7 protein-coding genes are annotated in these 16,883 nt (G+C 48.2%); 2 read left to right on the top strand and 5 right to left on the bottom strand.

Features of this window, described 5'->3' with window-relative positions:
- Window positions 1-37: 37 nt before the first annotated feature.
- Together AAAA73_RS00470 and AAAA73_RS00465 are read right to left on the bottom strand one after the other, a co-directional pair.
- Entirely contained in the window at window positions 38-5,272 is a 5,235-nt protein-coding gene (locus AAAA73_RS00470) for a hypothetical protein (RefSeq protein WP_340596177.1), read from the bottom strand.
- The gene (locus tag AAAA73_RS00465; protein WP_340596176.1) at window positions 5,259-9,950 is read right to left on the bottom strand and encodes a hypothetical protein; all 4,692 of its coding nucleotides are present in this window, start codon (window positions 9,948-9,950) and stop codon (window positions 5,259-5,261) included. The genes AAAA73_RS00470 and AAAA73_RS00465 overlap by 14 nt, the downstream gene beginning before the upstream one ends.
- 286 nt (window positions 9,951-10,236) lie before the next feature.
- Here AAAA73_RS00465 and AAAA73_RS00460 point away from each other — a divergent pair, with 286 nt between their 5' ends.
- Together AAAA73_RS00460 and AAAA73_RS00455 are read left to right on the top strand one after the other, a co-directional pair.
- Window positions 10,237-13,233, top strand: a complete 2,997-nt coding sequence (locus tag AAAA73_RS00460; protein ID WP_340596175.1) for a hypothetical protein — start codon at window positions 10,237-10,239, stop codon at window positions 13,231-13,233.
- 20 nt (window positions 13,234-13,253) lie between these two features.
- A complete protein-coding gene (locus AAAA73_RS00455) occupies window positions 13,254-13,640 on the top strand; it encodes a HEPN domain-containing protein (protein WP_340596174.1) in 387 nt (128 codons plus the stop codon).
- A 69-nt stretch (window positions 13,641-13,709) separates the two neighbouring features.
- Here AAAA73_RS00455 and AAAA73_RS00450 read toward each other — a convergent pair whose 3' ends face one another.
- The 3 genes from AAAA73_RS00450 to sfsA form a co-directional block, all read right to left on the bottom strand.
- Window positions 13,710-14,492, bottom strand: a complete 783-nt coding sequence (locus AAAA73_RS00450) for a murein L,D-transpeptidase catalytic domain family protein (protein ID WP_340596173.1) — start codon at window positions 14,490-14,492, stop codon at window positions 13,710-13,712.
- Between the two features lie 122 nt (window positions 14,493-14,614).
- Entirely contained in the window at window positions 14,615-15,940 is a 1,326-nt protein-coding gene (locus AAAA73_RS00445; protein ID WP_340596172.1) for a hypothetical protein, read from the bottom strand.
- 97 nt (window positions 15,941-16,037) lie between these two features.
- Window positions 16,038-16,769 (bottom strand): DNA/RNA nuclease SfsA, encoded by a 732-nt coding sequence (gene sfsA, locus AAAA73_RS00440; RefSeq protein ID WP_340596171.1) that lies wholly within the window; start codon window positions 16,767-16,769, stop codon window positions 16,038-16,040.
- Window positions 16,770-16,883 lie beyond the last annotated feature (114 nt).

Below are 16,883 nucleotides of genomic sequence, written 5' to 3'. Positions count from 1 at the left end.
TAACGTACTATCACAATCCCCGTCCCCTTAAACTCTCTTAGAACAATAAGAAATAGGTACCGATGCGCACACCCCTTACACTGCCCGCACCATCATAAAATTCCGTTGGCACCATAAGATCCATCGTGCCATCCCCATTCACGTCCCCCGCAGACGTGTTGGAATAGAAATAGCGTGGAGTCAGAGTGCTCGTATCCTGTCGTTGCACGATATATGGCTTCAAATGACCGGAACTATCAGCCACAACAGAGGAATCCGGATAGTCAGCAGTGTGCAGTCCCGTGGAGGAACCAAAGAACACCACGCCACGTCCAAAGTTCGTGATGCCGTTCACTTGGTCATCCCAGAACGGAGCTCCCATGACGACGTCATCAAAACCGTCCCCGTTGAAGTCTCCTTTTTTCATGCGACCTGAAATAATCTCGTAACCACTGAAATCGGTATTGCTCGCGTCCCACAAGTAAAATGCCATCGGTGCAGGTTTCATCACCCCCGATGCTTGGGCACACTCCGCCATTGGAATCACACCGCTTGCGACGATCGCAGCATCTGTTAATTTATATTGGGTATTCAGATTGGCACCCAACACGGACCACATGCCTGTGGAATTGTCATTTCCGCACAGCGGACCGTAGAAGATGTAACCCATGCCAGCCCCGTCCAAACCACTCTTTGGAGTTTCGCTAGAGGAAACAATCAGATCCTCGTAACCGTCATTGTTCACGTCACCGGCAGATTGAATCATCCAGCCAAATCGGCGGCTGCTATCGTTACCACTTAAACCACCATTAATAATTGGCGGCATGATGGAGCGAACTTTTCCGGTGCCATTTAAGTTCAAACTAGCTGTATTGCGTGACTGGAACTGATCGTCAGACTGACATGATGCTGTCTGGATCGGATCCCTGTCATAGTAGTCGCCGTGACTTCCAGCCACGATTCCTGCTGAACTGCCGCGATATAGGAACAAGCGTCCGTAGTCAGCGCGTCCGTCTTCGTAATAGCAAGCAGTGTCCTCCCACATTGGAGCAGAGACCACCAAGTCATCAATCCCGTCGTGGTCATAGTCCATGACCGCTATACTTTTACCAAACTGGTGCATCAAACGGTCGTAACCATGAGGAATGTTATCGACAAACGGGCTGTACAAATATTGCATCTTGCAGTTCTTCGTTATCGCTCCCGTACATGCCTTCATTCCGGTAGTCTCTGAGGTATATGTGTCCACCATATATGAAGAATTGGTCGAAGTCAGATTGGCATTCACACCAGGTTCCATATCCGAATTGGCGTAACCTTTGGCTTTAGGAGTTTGCAGCCCATTTGTGGATCCATAGTAAATCCAGATGCGACCACTTTCCCAAGCCGGAGCTCCACTGGTACAACCTGTGTCCGTGCTATCGGCACACTGCCAACCACCACCCGCAGTCCATCCATCAGTAGGATTTCCTGGAGGCGATACCCCGACATTGAAACTATTCGTGCCGGTTTTATTCATACTAAAAAAGCTGGTGGCATAAGGACTGCTGATCACGATGTCACTCAGTCCATCACCATTGAAATCCCCATGAAAAACCAGCTGACGACGAGTCACCGCACCGTTGGTTGCTGAAGCGGTATTTGACGGGCTTTCCTGATAAGCCCAACGCTTCGTCACGATCTGCGGATCGCCATAAGCAGGAATCCATTGCGGATTGTTGACGGCTTGCAAACCAGAGCGAGAGCCGTAATAAATCACAACCTGCCCACCACCCTGGATTGTGGCATCTACAAAAGTCACATCTCCAAAGCCATCACCATTAATATCACCCGCAGCAAAAGCTCTGTTGGCCCATGTGCTGGAAATATTCGTCGGCTGAGCGACAAGTTGAGGCAAGGCAATATCATCTTTAGTAATACCCTGGGCCGGCGTGACCATCGGATAACAGGAATCATCACTGGCTCCAGAGTCTTTGAAAACTTTCGCTTTATTTGCCAGGCAATAGTCGGTCGTCACAAGACCCACTTTTGAACCAAAGAAAACCACAGCTTCTGTTGAAAAAGCCGCCGTATTCGCTGAAGGGCGCACCAGTTTACCGACAGCATCCGCATAGCCATCGCGATTGATATCCCCGACAATACGAATACTATCATAACCAAACTGTTGCGGACTTCCCAACGAGTCATAGATCGCAAACGATGGCACCGAGTTCACGGAAGGCAATGCCTGACCATTGCTGTTGAATCCATAAATAGCACCACCACCGTTTTTCGTGGTCTTGTCTAAATGGGCTCCGGCTGCGACGTCATTCAATGGACGGGTTCCACTAAAGTCACCGTCGAAATTTCCCACGGCCACCGAGCGCCCCATGTAGTCGTACTCGCGGGCTGAGGAATTATAAAACTTCAGGAAGTTCGTGGTGATCCCTGCTCCCGCCAAGCTTGTAAATGCATACACGGCTCCGGAATAGGTACCTTTGGTCTGATCACCCACGGCCCCCACGACGACATCTTTCAGTCCGTCGCCAGTCACATCGCCAACTGCCATTCCTTCCGGATGAAGTGCCAAATTGTAGTAGGAACCAATTGAATTACTACGGATCAGCGTCGGCGCACACATTTGGCGAGTGGGCGCATTATCTGTGGTGAATGCCGTACATTGTGCAAGTCCATCATTCCAATCCAGATTTTTATCAGTTGGAGTTACCGAATCCAATTGGTAGAAGTCATTGAATTCATACCGTCTGAATGGATTGCCGTAATAAACCCACAATGCGCCCGATTGTTCGTTTGCAAAGTTCGAAAACAGTCCCACACCCACAACCGCTTCAGCGTAGCCGTCACCGTTTGGATCCGACACCGTCGTAATTACCGCATTGTTGTTATTGTAGCGAGATGGATCCCCGACCAAGGCGACAGAGGAGCCAAAGCCCAGATTTTTTAGCTTATAGGTCCCGTTGGATTTATAGCCACTGCGTGGAAATAAAACTTTTGCCCCAGTGGAATTTACCAGACAAGAATAGTGTTCGCCGGGAACTGACATCTTACGCGTACTGCACCCCCAGAATGCCATGCGCGAGGGACTTTCTTGCACTCCCGGAGCGGGTGCGGTATCAGCGCCGCGACCAAAAAACAAATAGGCGGCTCCAGTTACGTCACCAACTTTGGCAGACGTTCCGGCGTTGGTGGGCAAACCGAAGTAGTGACTATTTCCTGTAGAGTCATTGGAAAAACCGCCCCAACCTCCGTTGGTGAAGCCATACGAAGCACAATCACCACTTCCCGGATTGCAAGCACCCAATAATCTCAATTTTTGCAATGTAGTCATTTGTGGATAACGATCACCCGGGGCCCCGACAATCATGTCGGACCCGCCCACTAGTTGATCCTGTTTGTTACGAATGCGGAATTTACCGTCCACATCAGCACCACCGGCAATAGAGTAACCAAAAAACTGTCCTTCGTGCGGATTCGGAGAAAAGACTTTTAAAAATCTGAATTTTTTGTTCGCATCAGCTGCTGGAGTCTCATACCCCAACCCATTTTTTGAACCAAAGAAGACGGCCACATAACCGACCTTTAGAACAATTCGGGCATTACCGGAAGCAGTCGAATCAGCCACTCCATCCCAAGATGCCGTCGGCGCACCAACGGCGATATCATCATAACCATCGGCATTGAAATCGCCGATGAAGGACGTCGCAAACCCGAATTGGGGATCATCCGCCAAAGTCATTGCTGTCGGGTTGATTTCAGTGCTTGGCAAAATCGCCATATTCGGCCACAACATCGCTGCCGAGCAGGTCGCGTTTTCCACCAGACCATTACAGGTTTCCACGTTCTGCTGCATATCTTTGACGCGTGAAGGAGCCGTCAAACCTCTGGAACTTCCAAAAAACACAAAGGCTGCACCATCATAGTTCTTGTCAGCTCTTGATGTGTTCGCTGTATTGTAACCCGGAGCTCCCACCAGAAGATCCTGGCAGGCATTGCCCAACAATGTGTCACCGTTCAAATTACCACTGCCAGAAAGTGACTTACCGAATCTTGAATATTCCGTTAAGTCTTCAAATGTCAAAAGCTGCGGATCAGATCCCGGACTGATAGGACTGCGGCTTGGTGTCCCTGAAGTATTTAATTTATAAATACCGGTGGAGGGGTTTCTAACCGAGTAGTAAACATAAACCGCTCCCGCTCTGGGAGCGGCCACACCTGCAGATGTCACAGAAACAGATGGCAGACCGACCGCCAAATCAGGATATCCATCGCAATTGAAATCACCCGTCGTCGACGCTTCACCCATGAAGGCAATTCCCGAATCCACATTCTTAAGTGGAGGGACTGCATCCAATCCCAAAATCCCCTTGATGTACGTACTCAGTTTATCGAAGACCAGCGTTTCTGTTTTACCGGCATCGGTATAGCTCACCTGCAAAGAAAGGTTTTCGACCTTTCCGTTGGTAACACCGGTACCAGGAGAAAACACGATGGTACCCGCCCCCGTGATAGGATCCGAGATCGGTGTACTTCCAGAGTACATACGGGAAACATAGTTTTCATTTTTATAAGTGGAATTCACCACCGGAGTGACTTTTACAAAAGGCAATGAACCAATCGAAATAGGACTTAAGGAGTATGCAGGTGTGGGAAACGAAGAGTTCGTGCTGACATTGACGGCTTTGGTGGCATAGCCAATGGTTTCATCAAGGTACTTTACCTGAACCACAAAGTGAAAACGTGTCGACCCTTCCATATTGCGGAAAACATAGCGCGTGTCGTAAGAAGTATAATCAACATTTGCCCAGTTACTCGTGTTAGCCGCCGTCGGGTCTTCGTATTTTTTTACAAAGATCTGATAGGAAGCGACTTTGGCAGCATAGTTCCATGATAAAACCAGATTGCCATCTGAGTCCTTGATAACTTTATCCACCCCAGGAAATGGTGTCAGGGTTGAAATGGTGATCTCTTTGTTTCCTCCGACACTGACCGTACCGTCCGTCGCAATGACTTTGAACGTGTAGGACGTATTTGGTGCCAAGTTACGAATAATGGCTTCATTACGAGGTGTTTCCACCAATGCGGTGTTGGAGGTATTATTGAATACCTTGTAGTTCTGATAGCGATCATGAAGATTCCAATAAACCCGCACAGCGGTGGGCGACAAAGGTTCCACCCCCGCCACACCCGAGAAATCTTTAAGTACGCTTCCGGTTTCAACTTTTTCCGTGCAGGCCAAAGTCGTTACGATCGCGGTGCTGAGAAGAGCCCATTTTACCAGATTAATAAAGGACATAAACGACTCCCGTAGCAAAGGCTTTTCCAGATGGATGATTGCGTCCCGGAGCTCCCATTAAAATATCAGGAATTCCGTCTCCGTTGATATCACCCGCAGGTGTGCTTGAAATGTATGTATGTTCATTGGCCTGACGGTTTGGCAGATACAAAAGCGCCGGTTCACAAACTGGCGTCGTACCTCCATAACAGCGAGGTGTCGTTGTAGGCGACGAATCAATTTTCAATCCATACTCGCCGCCATAATAAACAACGAAGGCACCGGTGTTGGCCAAAACCGTATCCAAATCATAGTCACGGCCCGGCACGTTGACGACGATATCGGCATATCCGTCAGCATTAAGGTCACCAACTGCAGCCACGCCCACACCAAAATGATCTGTACTTCCTTGAAATAAATCCGGAGAAGATCTTTGGGGTTTTAAGTCCTGGTTTGTTGCATTCAAAGTATTGATAGCCAGTGCGCCCGCGCCAAAATAATTTGTTGAGTTTATATCTGGCGCGCCTTTGAAGGCCATCACTGTCCCAACGGTGCCAGCAAAGAAAGTGTAAACAGTTGGCGAGCTCGTACGCGGTGCTGAGATCACCAAATCAGCGACGCCGTCTTTGTTGATGTCTCCAGGCGCAACAACACTGTAACCAAACCCTTCAGCTGCCGCTGAGCCTTCGATTTTTTGGGCTGGCGTATAAGCCAATCCTCGGTTCGTTCCTTTATAAAGATAGGCGCGTCCCTTGTAGGATGAATAACCAGGATCACCGACCACCAGCTCATCGTAAATTTCCCCGGATTGAGTCTCCAAAGACTTAACAGAGGCAGTGCTCCAGCCAAAGCGTATGCCTCCCGGAGCGGCCTCGTTCGACAACAGCATCTGTACTTTACAAACTGCCGGCGTTGTCATCGTGCAGGGATTTTCAATCACCACATCCGCAGCATTGCCCAGGCTGTCACTCAGAAGAGTTCGACCGTTCGAACGATTAACCTGCGGGCCGTCTTTGGATCCATAGAACACATAGACCCGGCCAAAATTCGCAGTCGTATATTGCAGGGAACCGACGCGCACTGCTGTTGATGGCAAATCAATGCTGTCGGCAGCCACTGTGAAATCCCCAAAGCCATCACCATTGAAATCACCATATGTGACAGCACGGTTTCTTGGGTTGAAATCCTCGTATAAAATAGAATCTGGAACCGTGTTCGCTGCTGTTCTTTTGCTGATTCCGACACTGTGAAAGTAAACGGAATCTATATCAGCAAAGGCAAAGCTCAGCGGATTATTCCCGACCGGTGAAACGGACGGAGTGGTGTTCGCAACCAATCCCCCGGAAGAACCATAGAATACATAAGAGGAGCGATTTCCGACAACCATCACATCGTCGTAAGCATCACCATTGACACTGCCGACGCGATAAAATTCACCGCCAAATCCAACATCCAAATCCACGACCAGTTTCAGTGGATCCAATTCCATCAACGGAACTCGTGACGGCTCCGGTGTCACCACCAAACCGTTCGCACTGCCGTAATAGATAACCATTTCAACCGTATTACCGACAAAAATCTGCGTCACTACATCCATGTAGCCATCGCCATTGAAATCACCCGCCACTTTGGCACGCTCATAACGATAGTTCAGCTCTTTACTGAAGTTCACATTGATCGTCTGATTGGCGTTGGTCACCGACGATGCGAAGTTGCCCGTGGAATTAAAGATAAACGTCGCACCGTTATAATATACTGGAGAGGAATGATAAGGAGCGCCAACAATCACGTCGCCCGAACCGTCACCGTTGAAGTCCGCCCCAACGGCTCCACCCAAACCAAAATTCGAGTTGGGTGAAAGATCACGGGGATAAATGACCGAAGCCCCGAATGGATTCACACCACCGCTGTACCATGTGCAATTGGTGGAGCACACAGTATTGTCGTTATCCGACAAGCGAGGCGTATCAATACGAGTGGCTCCTTCATAACCCAGTGTCGAAACATCCGGTTTATAAAGGTAGATCACACCACTGGCTGTAATTGTGGAACTCCCCGTGGAAGCTGTGGTTGCACGATAAGGTGCAGAGATCGCCAGTGAAGGCATGTTTCGAGATATCGTTTCGATATCAGCAACAGTCCCCATCGCAAGTCCAAACTGCACACCGGCTTCTGGAGGATTGGTATGAATCAGCTGATTTTCACAGTGCTTCAATGCCCCCGTCGTCACATTTGTGTTACGAGCGTCACAGGCGACGGTATTGATGGCAGTGACTTCCTGTTGCTGATCCAGAATTCCATAAATCCCGCCCGTGGCATTGTCATTGGACCTTGGAGTGACATAGTAACCAAACACCACACCGGCACTCGCCTGCCCGCTAACAGAGGACAGTGGTGCACCCACGAACACTGTTCCATTTACATTGGGTACGTTGTTCGTTGTTCCGATGATATTTGTTAAAGGATAACCATTCTGATTTGGCACTCCAAGGATGCTGGTTCCATAACCCTGAACCGAAATATAGTCGGCCGCCGAGTTGCTTGCCAGATCCGGATAAGATTCTTTGCAAGTCCAAGAGATGATTTTTTGCAGATCCGTCGCGCCGCTCGCGATCGTTGGCATTTCACCTTTACATGCCAGGATCGAACCACGGCCCAAAGAACGAGCCGGAGCCCCGATGATCAGGTCGTCACATTTTGTGAAATCATAACCTTTGTTTTTCGGTGCTGGAGAAGTCTCTCCGGCGATACCTGTTTGCCGGAATGTATAGGTGCCGCTGTTTTCACAGACTCGGGAATTATAAGCGGTCCCGACAGCTCGGGCAAAATCCTCGGTGTAGCTTTTGCCAACGAAAGTGCCATCTGCCGCGACCAACGAAGCAAGGGGAATCGTTTCCGCATCAATGGTGGGGAAGGACTTCACGGTTCCGGATGGAATAAGTCCCATGCGATCACCGCGCAGAACCGTGACCTGACGTTTGTAGTTTGGCGAAACCCAAGTCGTAATCCCGACCGCCAGGTCATCAAAGCCGTCATTATTATAGTCACCAAAAGCAATTGCAGTTGTATTGTAGGCATTGGATTCCGAGACCCGCACCGGACGGCACTTGAACGATGTCGGATCGCAAGTCGTTTCATTTACCCCGTAGGAAATACCACCAGAACCACTGACCAATCCGCGAGTAGGATCTCCAAATGCGACGAAGACCTGACCTTGATTGGTCATCATGGCCAAATCGTCACAGGTATATATTTTTTTAACTTTGGCGATATCAGAAACACCAGAAGCCGGTGTGAACAAGTTATCACACAGGCCGACTTTATTTGCCTTTGGATCGGCAAGATCCGTATAGCGACTGAAACAGTCATTATTAATGTTCCCGACCGCCAAGCGCTGACCCAAGCGAGTGCCTGCGGCGAGACCTGGGTAGTATACCAATTGCGGATTCGGAAACGCGGCATCCGCGTTCGGAGCCGGTGTCATATTCAAAGCCGGAGGAGGATCGACGATGTTTCCATTGGCATCATATGTAGGAGGTGCATCGTATCCATAATAAATAACCACAGCACCGGTCGTGTCCTGAGGACTGTCTCCGACGTAAGCCGTTGCGCGCGGTGCACTTACCGCCGCATCCATCAAGCCGTCACAATTGAAATCACCCGTTACAACTTGAGCTCCCAGCTCCTGCATACCCAGTCCGCCATTTACCAGGCGCGGATAAAGAGGAAGTGGCGCTGAAGTACCTTCCAAGGAGCGAATTAACGGCTTTTTTAGCTGACCGGTACCCTCCACCAAAACAGTGACGATGGTGCTGGCTCCCGCTGCGGATGTCACTTTGGCGTACATGTCCTTTTGACCCGGATTAATTGGAACAATTGAACGGAAATAGTCATTCCCGTTTACGATCGCCCAACGAATCCCGGTGGAGCGCTCAAAAATCTCGGTCGTATAAGTGGAGTCGCCACCTTCGGTCCAAAACCATGGGAAATTCCCCACGATAGCCATTTGAATTTTCACCGTCGGCAGATTGGCCAGCTGAGACTGTACCAACACACATGGCGCTTTCGAGTTGATATATGCCTCGGACATATTGGCAGGCTCAAAAGTTCCGTCTTGATAATGTGCCATCACCCAAAAACAATACTTGTTACCACTTGGCAGATTCGTGACGGTCCCAACGCTACGGTTAAAAATCGTGGCCGCTGGTGAAGTTAAATTCCAAGTTTCATTTTCGCGTTTGGTATAAATTCTATAAGTGACACCTTCACCGTTTTTGATCCAATTAACCTCGACAGAACCGTTGGACTGCGCCGTCAAGCCAGAGGCTGGAACACCTGTGAAAGTACTCATGGTCTTTACGGTGATATACTTATCATAACCGATTTCCTCACCACCAACTGCCTCTACACCTGTGACTGCAAAATCGTAGTAGGTATCCGTCGCCAAGGGGGCAATCGTTGTCGTGGCAAAGGTTTCAATTTTATCAGGAGTGTTAAATCCCTTACGATAGATGCGATATTCTTTGAAACGAGCCTGCAAGGACCAAGAAAGCTTCACCGCTGTTGGAGAGATGGCAATGGCTTCCGACACACCTTCAAACTTCGAAGGAATGGAAGTGCCTTGCAAGCCAGCGTTGTTGCACGACGACAGCAAATATCCTGATAACACTATTAACGAACCCAGGAGGAAATGTTTCATGACATTCATTTTATAATTACGCGAATATTATTGGAATTTCCGCAACTTGAGCGCCCTCCGTTGGTACAGTCTGAGAATTTCGAACATTTTTCCGGTGAAAAAATGGGTGTACTTAAACGTAGTGAAGATAAGGGCATATTTTGCTCAAAAAGGCCGCAAGACTTTTTCATTCGGTGAGCGCCCACCGAAATATGCCGAACACTTTCGACTCTGGCTGCTCCCCCAGCCGACCGTGACACCCCGGCAATACAGTGAATTCAAACACACAAAGTGAAACTATATATAGATGAGAAAAAATCTACTGCTTGGTGTTGCATCGTTGTTGGCTTTGTCTCTTGGAGCCCTTTTTTTTATACAAACAAATGAGAAGTCAGAAGACACTTTGGGAAGACCCCTCGCCATTTTGCGCGAACTCAATAAAGAGGTCCGTTACAAGTATGCGCGTGATTTCTTTTGGAAAGACGCGCGCGACGGCAGAAAGGTCTATGACGGATCACAAATATTCGTCGGTCCAAAATCATCCGCGTATCTGGTATTTGCCGAAAATCGTAAAGTCCGACTGAACGAAGAGACTTTACTTCGCCTATCCCAGGTTGAGCAAAATCCCACCCTGATTGCCCTGCAAATCAACGACGGTGGCCTGAACCTAAAAAGTGGCAAAGGCGAAATGGATCCTTTGGTTTTGAATCTGGATGATGGCAAGTTCAAAATCGTCTCCAAGGACGCCTATGATATCTATGTGCGGAAATTGGATAAGAAGCTTTCGCTTTCAGTCGCCGCAGGTCATCTGACTTTGCAAAATGTCACGGGCAAAACGGAGATCGCAGCCGGAAGTTCGATTGTGCTGGAATCAAATGCGACGCCGGAAGGTGGAAATACCGTCACGCAAATCGTGGCAACGGATGTGGGTGCTGTTACCTTTAATCTTCTTGCCCCTTATGATGGGGAAATCATTCGCGAACAAAGCCAACCGCAATTTTTCAAATGGGAAGTGAGTGATGCTACTTCCGTTCATCTGCAGTACTCACCTGAGCCGGATTTTGCAAAGGACCTGGTCGATATCGACGTTTCTTCGCAACAGTTCTTTCCAATTCCCCTGAACACCATCAAAGGCGATGTCTTTTGGCGTTTGATCGCCTACAAAGATGGCACCCCGGTTTTTTCGAAATCATCCTTTTTCAAAGTCGGTCGAGTTGAGGATATTCGTGTGGTAACCTCGGCGCCGGCCTATATTCGCAAAGGTGTTTGGAAAATTCAGACAACAATTGAAAATGACGACGCCAAATCAAAGTACGACTTTCAAGTCAGCACTTCCGAGTCATTCACAACATTGCACGATGCATTTCTGGGACTGGCTCCTTTTTCGTCCTTGCTGGACTCCCCAGGCAATTTTTATGTTCGCGCCCGTAAGAATTTTGGCAATGGACTTTTCTCGCCTTGGTCTCAGCCCAGCAAAGTGGTTATTCGCGAGTCTCTGCAGGCTCCCAAGATTGATTTGGGTGATCGCACGGAAGACAAAGTTGGCAATGTCATTACCGAACTCAAGTGGAACCCGGTGCCGGCAGCGGCACAATACACAATTCAATCTTCCAACTCGGCTGGCTTCCCCGCGATTTCCTCACAAAAGACAATCACGACCACAGAAACCGCGGTTCAGCATAGCAGTGCACGCAAAGTCTACTACCGCGTGATTGCAGTGTCAGAGGAGGGTGAACACTCGGAACCATCCAACATCGTGGTTTCAGAAGGCTCCACTGTCCTGCAATCCCAGGAACAAAAACGTCTCGCACTGGAAAACTCCACAAGCCAACCAGAAACAGTCCCGACACCAGCTTCCGCATTGACCTCTTCTGATGAGCAGTCCCAACTGTTATTGCTGCCTCTTGATGGCTCGGTTTTTTACACCAGCGACAGCATCCGATTTGAATGGGACCCCTTCTTTAAAAATGCGACTGTTGAAATGTCCCAGGTTTCCAATTTTTCCCAGGATGTTATCAAGATCCGTGCTGACAAACAAAACTTCACGAAGATCAATCCTCTAAAACGTATGGGTCGCTACTATTGGCGTCTCGCATTCGAGCAGACATTTGGGAAAGTCGCTTATAGCAAAACCATGTCCTTTATGGTCAGCCCGGCCCTGTCGACGCAAATTGAAAAGCTGTCTTTAAAGTTTGTCGAAAGAGGCAAGTGGAACCTGAGTCTTCAAATTAAAGGCGCTAAACCTGAAGAAAACTTCATCATGCAAGCGAGTGTCGATCCGACTTTTGCAAAAGTCGACCATGAAATCGATGGCCCCGTTAAGAATATGATCCCATTGGCAAAATCAGGCATTTATCATGTTCGTGCCCGTCGGGCCAAAGGAGCCGCCGCTGACTGGTCCAATGTGATGACCCAGTTTGTTCGACCACCGTTGACAGCTCCTTCGTTGGATAAACCCAATGAAACACTGGCCGGTGCCGATGTGGCCAGATTGCAAATGAAGTGGAGTGACGTGAAGTTCGCTGCTCAGTATATCGTTGAGTTGAACAACACGGATACATTTGGATCCGTTCTCAGAAGCTACAAAGTTCCGGAAAACACCTATAGCCTGCTCCATTCCCAAAGAGACGCCTCCTATATCCGCGTACTCGCCCAATCCGCTGAAGGCGAGCTGTCCCCGCCTTCCAACATTGTTAAAGTGAAAGGCCTGCTTGCCGGACCGACCATTGAAAAGTACGAAATTGCCTATGCCAATCTCGACTCCAAGGACAGCGTTGATCAACTTCACATACTGTGGACTCACCGCAAGAATGCCGCAAAGTATGTTGTCGAGGTCTCCAGATCTGAAAAGTTCGAAAAGGCTCAGAGGTTCGAGACCAAAAATATCGAGTTCTTCGCCCCGGTTAAGGATATCGGTTGGTACTATTTCAGAGTCACACCGATTTCGACAATGGCGGACTTTTTCTTTTCACCGACAACTGTTTTCGCGATCGAATTTAAGAAGGTCGAAAGCCTTCAATTGGCGACCGCCGAAGAACCGGCAAATGGCGCAAAGTTTGCCTACAATAATGGCCAATATACGGTGGTATTCAAGTGGGGACAAACATTGGGCGCCGGATGGTATGACTTTGAGATCGCACAAAATCCGGAATTTAAGGAAAGTAAACTAATAAAAGTCGAAGCCCGACAATATAGATTGCCTGCTCAGCTAAAAAATGGCACTTGGTATTATAGGCTTCGCGGACGAAACCCCAACCAGGCATCTCCATGGAGCCCCACCAAGACATTCACTTTGCAGAACTAATTGCAAGGAACGGGAGCATCATGAGCGTTTCAACAGCGAAGTCCTTAATCCTAAAAGCCCAGGATAACATTGATATTGCCCAAAAAAACATGTCCGACGATAACCAACACGATATCGTCGGTTACAACCTGGCTCAAGCCAGCGAACTTTACCTAAAAGCGATGATGGCATTGCGCGAAATTGAATTCCCGGATGGCGATGATGGTCATGACTTGGACCACTTGATGACCACCCTGGAAGAGGAAGGTTTTGCCGAGATCTCTTCCCATGCTGACGTTATTGAATTGACTCAATACAACTCCCCTAGCGCCCATATCCGCAAAGATGAGCGTCTGGATATGGATGAATACCTGGGTTATGTAAATGACCTTAAAAAGCTGGTGGGCGAGCAGCTGAAACTGTTCTAAGAAAGCCTCGATAAAAATAAAAAAGCCGTCCTCATCAGACGGCTTTTTTTATTTCCAATTCAGATAAAACTACTTGGTCGCGGATGCGTAAATAATTGAACCACCCTTAACCATGTCGATTACCTTCGTACGATAACTCATCGTCACCGCCGGGCAACCCCAACTACGACCCTGAATCACGCTGGATTCAGATACATAGTCTGCACCATGGATCACAACTGCTCTGGAGCGGGCTTTTGAGTTGGTGGAAGACAATCCATCCAGACGCAAAGAGTACCCGTGACTGCCACTGTAAGTCTCAGCTGTTTTGTAAATACCCAGTGAACTTGCATTGGAACCGGAGACGTTGCTAAACGAGTTTGCATAGCCGTCATGATCAGGATCGGAACCTTTACCATGAGCCACGTGAATACTCCAAACCTCGCCTGTTTTCATATTGATGATATGGAAACGTTTCTTTGTTGAGGACAAACTAAAATCCAAAACTGAAAGGTAGTCAGAGTTTTTAATGGTTTTCAAATTTTTATGATAATACAACAACGCATTTTTCAGCATCGTTTGATTCACTGTTTTACCCGTATCCACATAGGAATACTTCGCAAGAATCTGCGCATCGGTCGTAGGCTCGGAGCCGGTATTGGAACCCGTATCCGTTCCCGTATCCGTTCCCGTATCCGGAACTTCCGGTTCCGCAGGTGGAATTGTTTGAGCAGTGTCACCTGCTGATTGTTCTGTGTCTGGATCGTCAGCTAAAACTGTAGAAGAGCTTTCAAAACCGCCTTTTGCACAGGCTGCCATTAAGAAAGTGACGGATAGTAAAGCCAGAACATTCTTCGTTGCTTTGAATGTCATTTGGACCTCCGTGTTAGTTACACAGAGGTTTTCGGCGCACACCTGTTTCAACTTTAAACATTTTTATTCTGTCGGAATTGTCGACACGAGACTTTGGGGAAGTGTCAGCACTTTACTCATTTTCAGTCACAAACTGAAGTCTTGGAATCGGCCTTACATCCGAGGGCTTTTTGAATTTCAGTCGGTGCAAATAAGATTTTATTCACACGACGGGAACTTGCCGGATGGGGAACAGTACTTGAATCCTGATATTCGGACGGATTCAAAAGCATGTTTTTGTACTCAGCAAATGGAGGGCAATCTTTTTCAACTGCTGCCGCAACTCTGTTGATGGCTGCGACTTTGACGTTTTGGCACTCAGAACCCGCAATGAAAAGTTGCGACTCATAGGCAAACTCTTTGGCCTGTTGCGGATCTTTAAACTCAGCAGTTTTTTGCGCAACTAATTTGGAAGACATCCAGTCCGCGAAACCTTCCTGCATATCTGCGCTTCCGGAAAAGCCCCGACAGTGTTGGTGTGTTGCAAAGTTTCCACTGACATCTAACCTGCGCTTTTTAAATTCCGCTTTCACTTCGGGCGATAAAGGCCCCAGCTCTTTTGCCAAGTCAGTTTCTTCTGAAGTGATACGTGCAATAATATCCTTCTCACTGACGGTCTTTGCGCCCATCGAACTTGATTTCGCCAGACAGCTCACGACGTCCTGCATAGGATTTTTACCTGCGGGCACCGCGGTCCCGGCGATATGCTTGTGAGCATTGCAGGGATCCACTGAGTGACTGATCTCATGACTTAAAAGTGAAAACAGTGTCGAATCCGGAAGATTCAACAACTGCGGGCATACGACGATTGTATTGTCGTCTGACTGATAGGAGGCGTTGGGTAAAGTGCACCCTGCCTTTTCCATTGCGAACGCATCCTTGAACAAAGGACTGGCCATTTTGACGGACTTCACTCGTTGAATTTCCTGATCGATTTGCGCCGTGTTTTCAGGCATCCGGCGCGACTCCAACAAGGCCACCGCCCTTCTTTGCACATCAGAAAATATCGAACGAACGCGCTTGAGTTCAGAGTTGTAAGCAGCACTGGTTTTATCCAGCTTCAAAGGATTCACGAACGGGTTTTGCGAATCAACTTCGGGAAGCGGCTTCCCCAGACAACCCTCGACCTGCTTAGCCAGACGAATAAAGAAGAAATTCGGAACTGATTTTCCGGCACTGTTTTTATAAAGGTAAAAGTTCTGACTTTGACTGCGCAACTGCTGGCAATAGTCGCCAAAATCACATTTTGCAACTTGAGGAACCTCACAAGCCACGGCGGACTTTTCACTTTGGCTTATTTCAGTTCGCAATTTGTCTAAATTCTTAAACAGAGCCTGATAGTCCGGCTCGGACTGCGCGAAAGAAACCATGGTTGTAAATGTGATCAGTAAAAATGAAACGAACGCCATCCATGACATTCTACCTGTTTTTAATGTGAATCCAAACAGACGCGAACTTTCTGGTCTTTGAAATCAGAGAAATCCGCACATCTGAGACAGTTTTTGATTAAAGAACCACCGGAAGAGTCACCTCAGAAAGAGTCGCTTCTGTCGGAGTCAAATCCACGACGAACGGGGAAATTTTCAAACCCTTGGTGGATGCTTCCCGCAACAGCCTGCCATATTCAGGATCGATTTCATCAGCTGGAGAAAACGTACCGCAGTCGTGGCGCTGCACTGTGAATACCAACTCTGCCGTGTGGCCTTGCTCCATCAACGCCATCAATTCTTTCAAATGCTTTTGCCCGCGTTCAGTCACTGCATCCGGAAATTTGGCAATGCCCTCTTCACCCAACGTGACGTTTTTCACTTCGATGAAATGCATTTTGTCGGTGTCTTTTTTCTTCAACGCAAAATCCAGACGGGTTTCTGCAGAAATTTTGTACTCTGGCTTCGCCTCATCGAAGGAAGCCCAGTGCGCAAAGCCCCCGACTTCGTCTTTATGTTTTCCGATGACTCTTAAGACAGCTTCTTTAACGACAGTGTTTGGAGTCGCCGTATTAACCCCCACCCAGGCCCCGCCCGGTGATTTGATCATTTCGAGGGTGAACTTAAGCTTACGCTCCGGGTTGTCGGACTCTGAAAACAGGCAAAGCTGGCCCGGGTTATTAACGCTTTTCATGCTGCCCGTATTGGGTACATGGGCCACAATCGTTTGCCCTTGGAATTCGATATCGGCGAAGAAGCGTTTATAACGTTTTAGGAAGATGCCTTCCTGAAGTTTACGAGAATATTTCATGGAGCCCTCTATTCGGGTTGTAAAATAGCAACGCAAAACACCTAAATTCAACCCTGAAACCGCTATGTTGCAGAGGGAAAAACAATTTATTTATGCGTGGTGTTAATCGGTGCA

The organism is Bdellovibrio sp. GT3, from assembly GCF_037996765.1.
In the GTDB taxonomy this organism is placed as follows: Bacteria; Bdellovibrionota; Bdellovibrionia; order Bdellovibrionales; family Bdellovibrionaceae; genus Bdellovibrio.
The sequence above is the reverse complement of the archived record's forward strand: the minus strand, read 5'-3'. Positions and strand labels throughout refer to the sequence as shown.

What these genes read in the sequence shown, in the direction of transcription:
- AAAA73_RS00465 (WP_340596176.1), bottom strand. Translation starts at nt 9,950, where the DNA reads ATGAAACATTTCCTCCTGGGTTCGTTAATAGTGTTATCAGGATATTTG.
- AAAA73_RS00460 (WP_340596175.1), top strand. Translation starts at nt 10,237, where the DNA reads ATGAGAAAAAATCTACTGCTTGGTGTTGCATCGTTGTTGGCTTTGTCT.
- sfsA (WP_340596171.1), bottom strand. Translation starts at nt 16,769, where the DNA reads ATGAAATATTCTCGTAAACTTCAGGAAGGCATCTTCCTAAAACGTTAT.
- AAAA73_RS00450 (WP_340596173.1), bottom strand. Translation starts at nt 14,492, where the DNA reads ATGACATTCAAAGCAACGAAGAATGTTCTGGCTTTACTATCCGTCACT.
- AAAA73_RS00455 (WP_340596174.1), top strand. Translation starts at nt 13,254, where the DNA reads ATGAGCGTTTCAACAGCGAAGTCCTTAATCCTAAAAGCCCAGGATAAC.
- AAAA73_RS00445 (WP_340596172.1), bottom strand. Translation starts at nt 15,940, where the DNA reads ATGGCGTTCGTTTCATTTTTACTGATCACATTTACAACCATGGTTTCT.
- AAAA73_RS00470 (WP_340596177.1), bottom strand. Translation starts at nt 5,272, where the DNA reads ATGTCCTTTATTAATCTGGTAAAATGGGCTCTTCTCAGCACCGCGATC.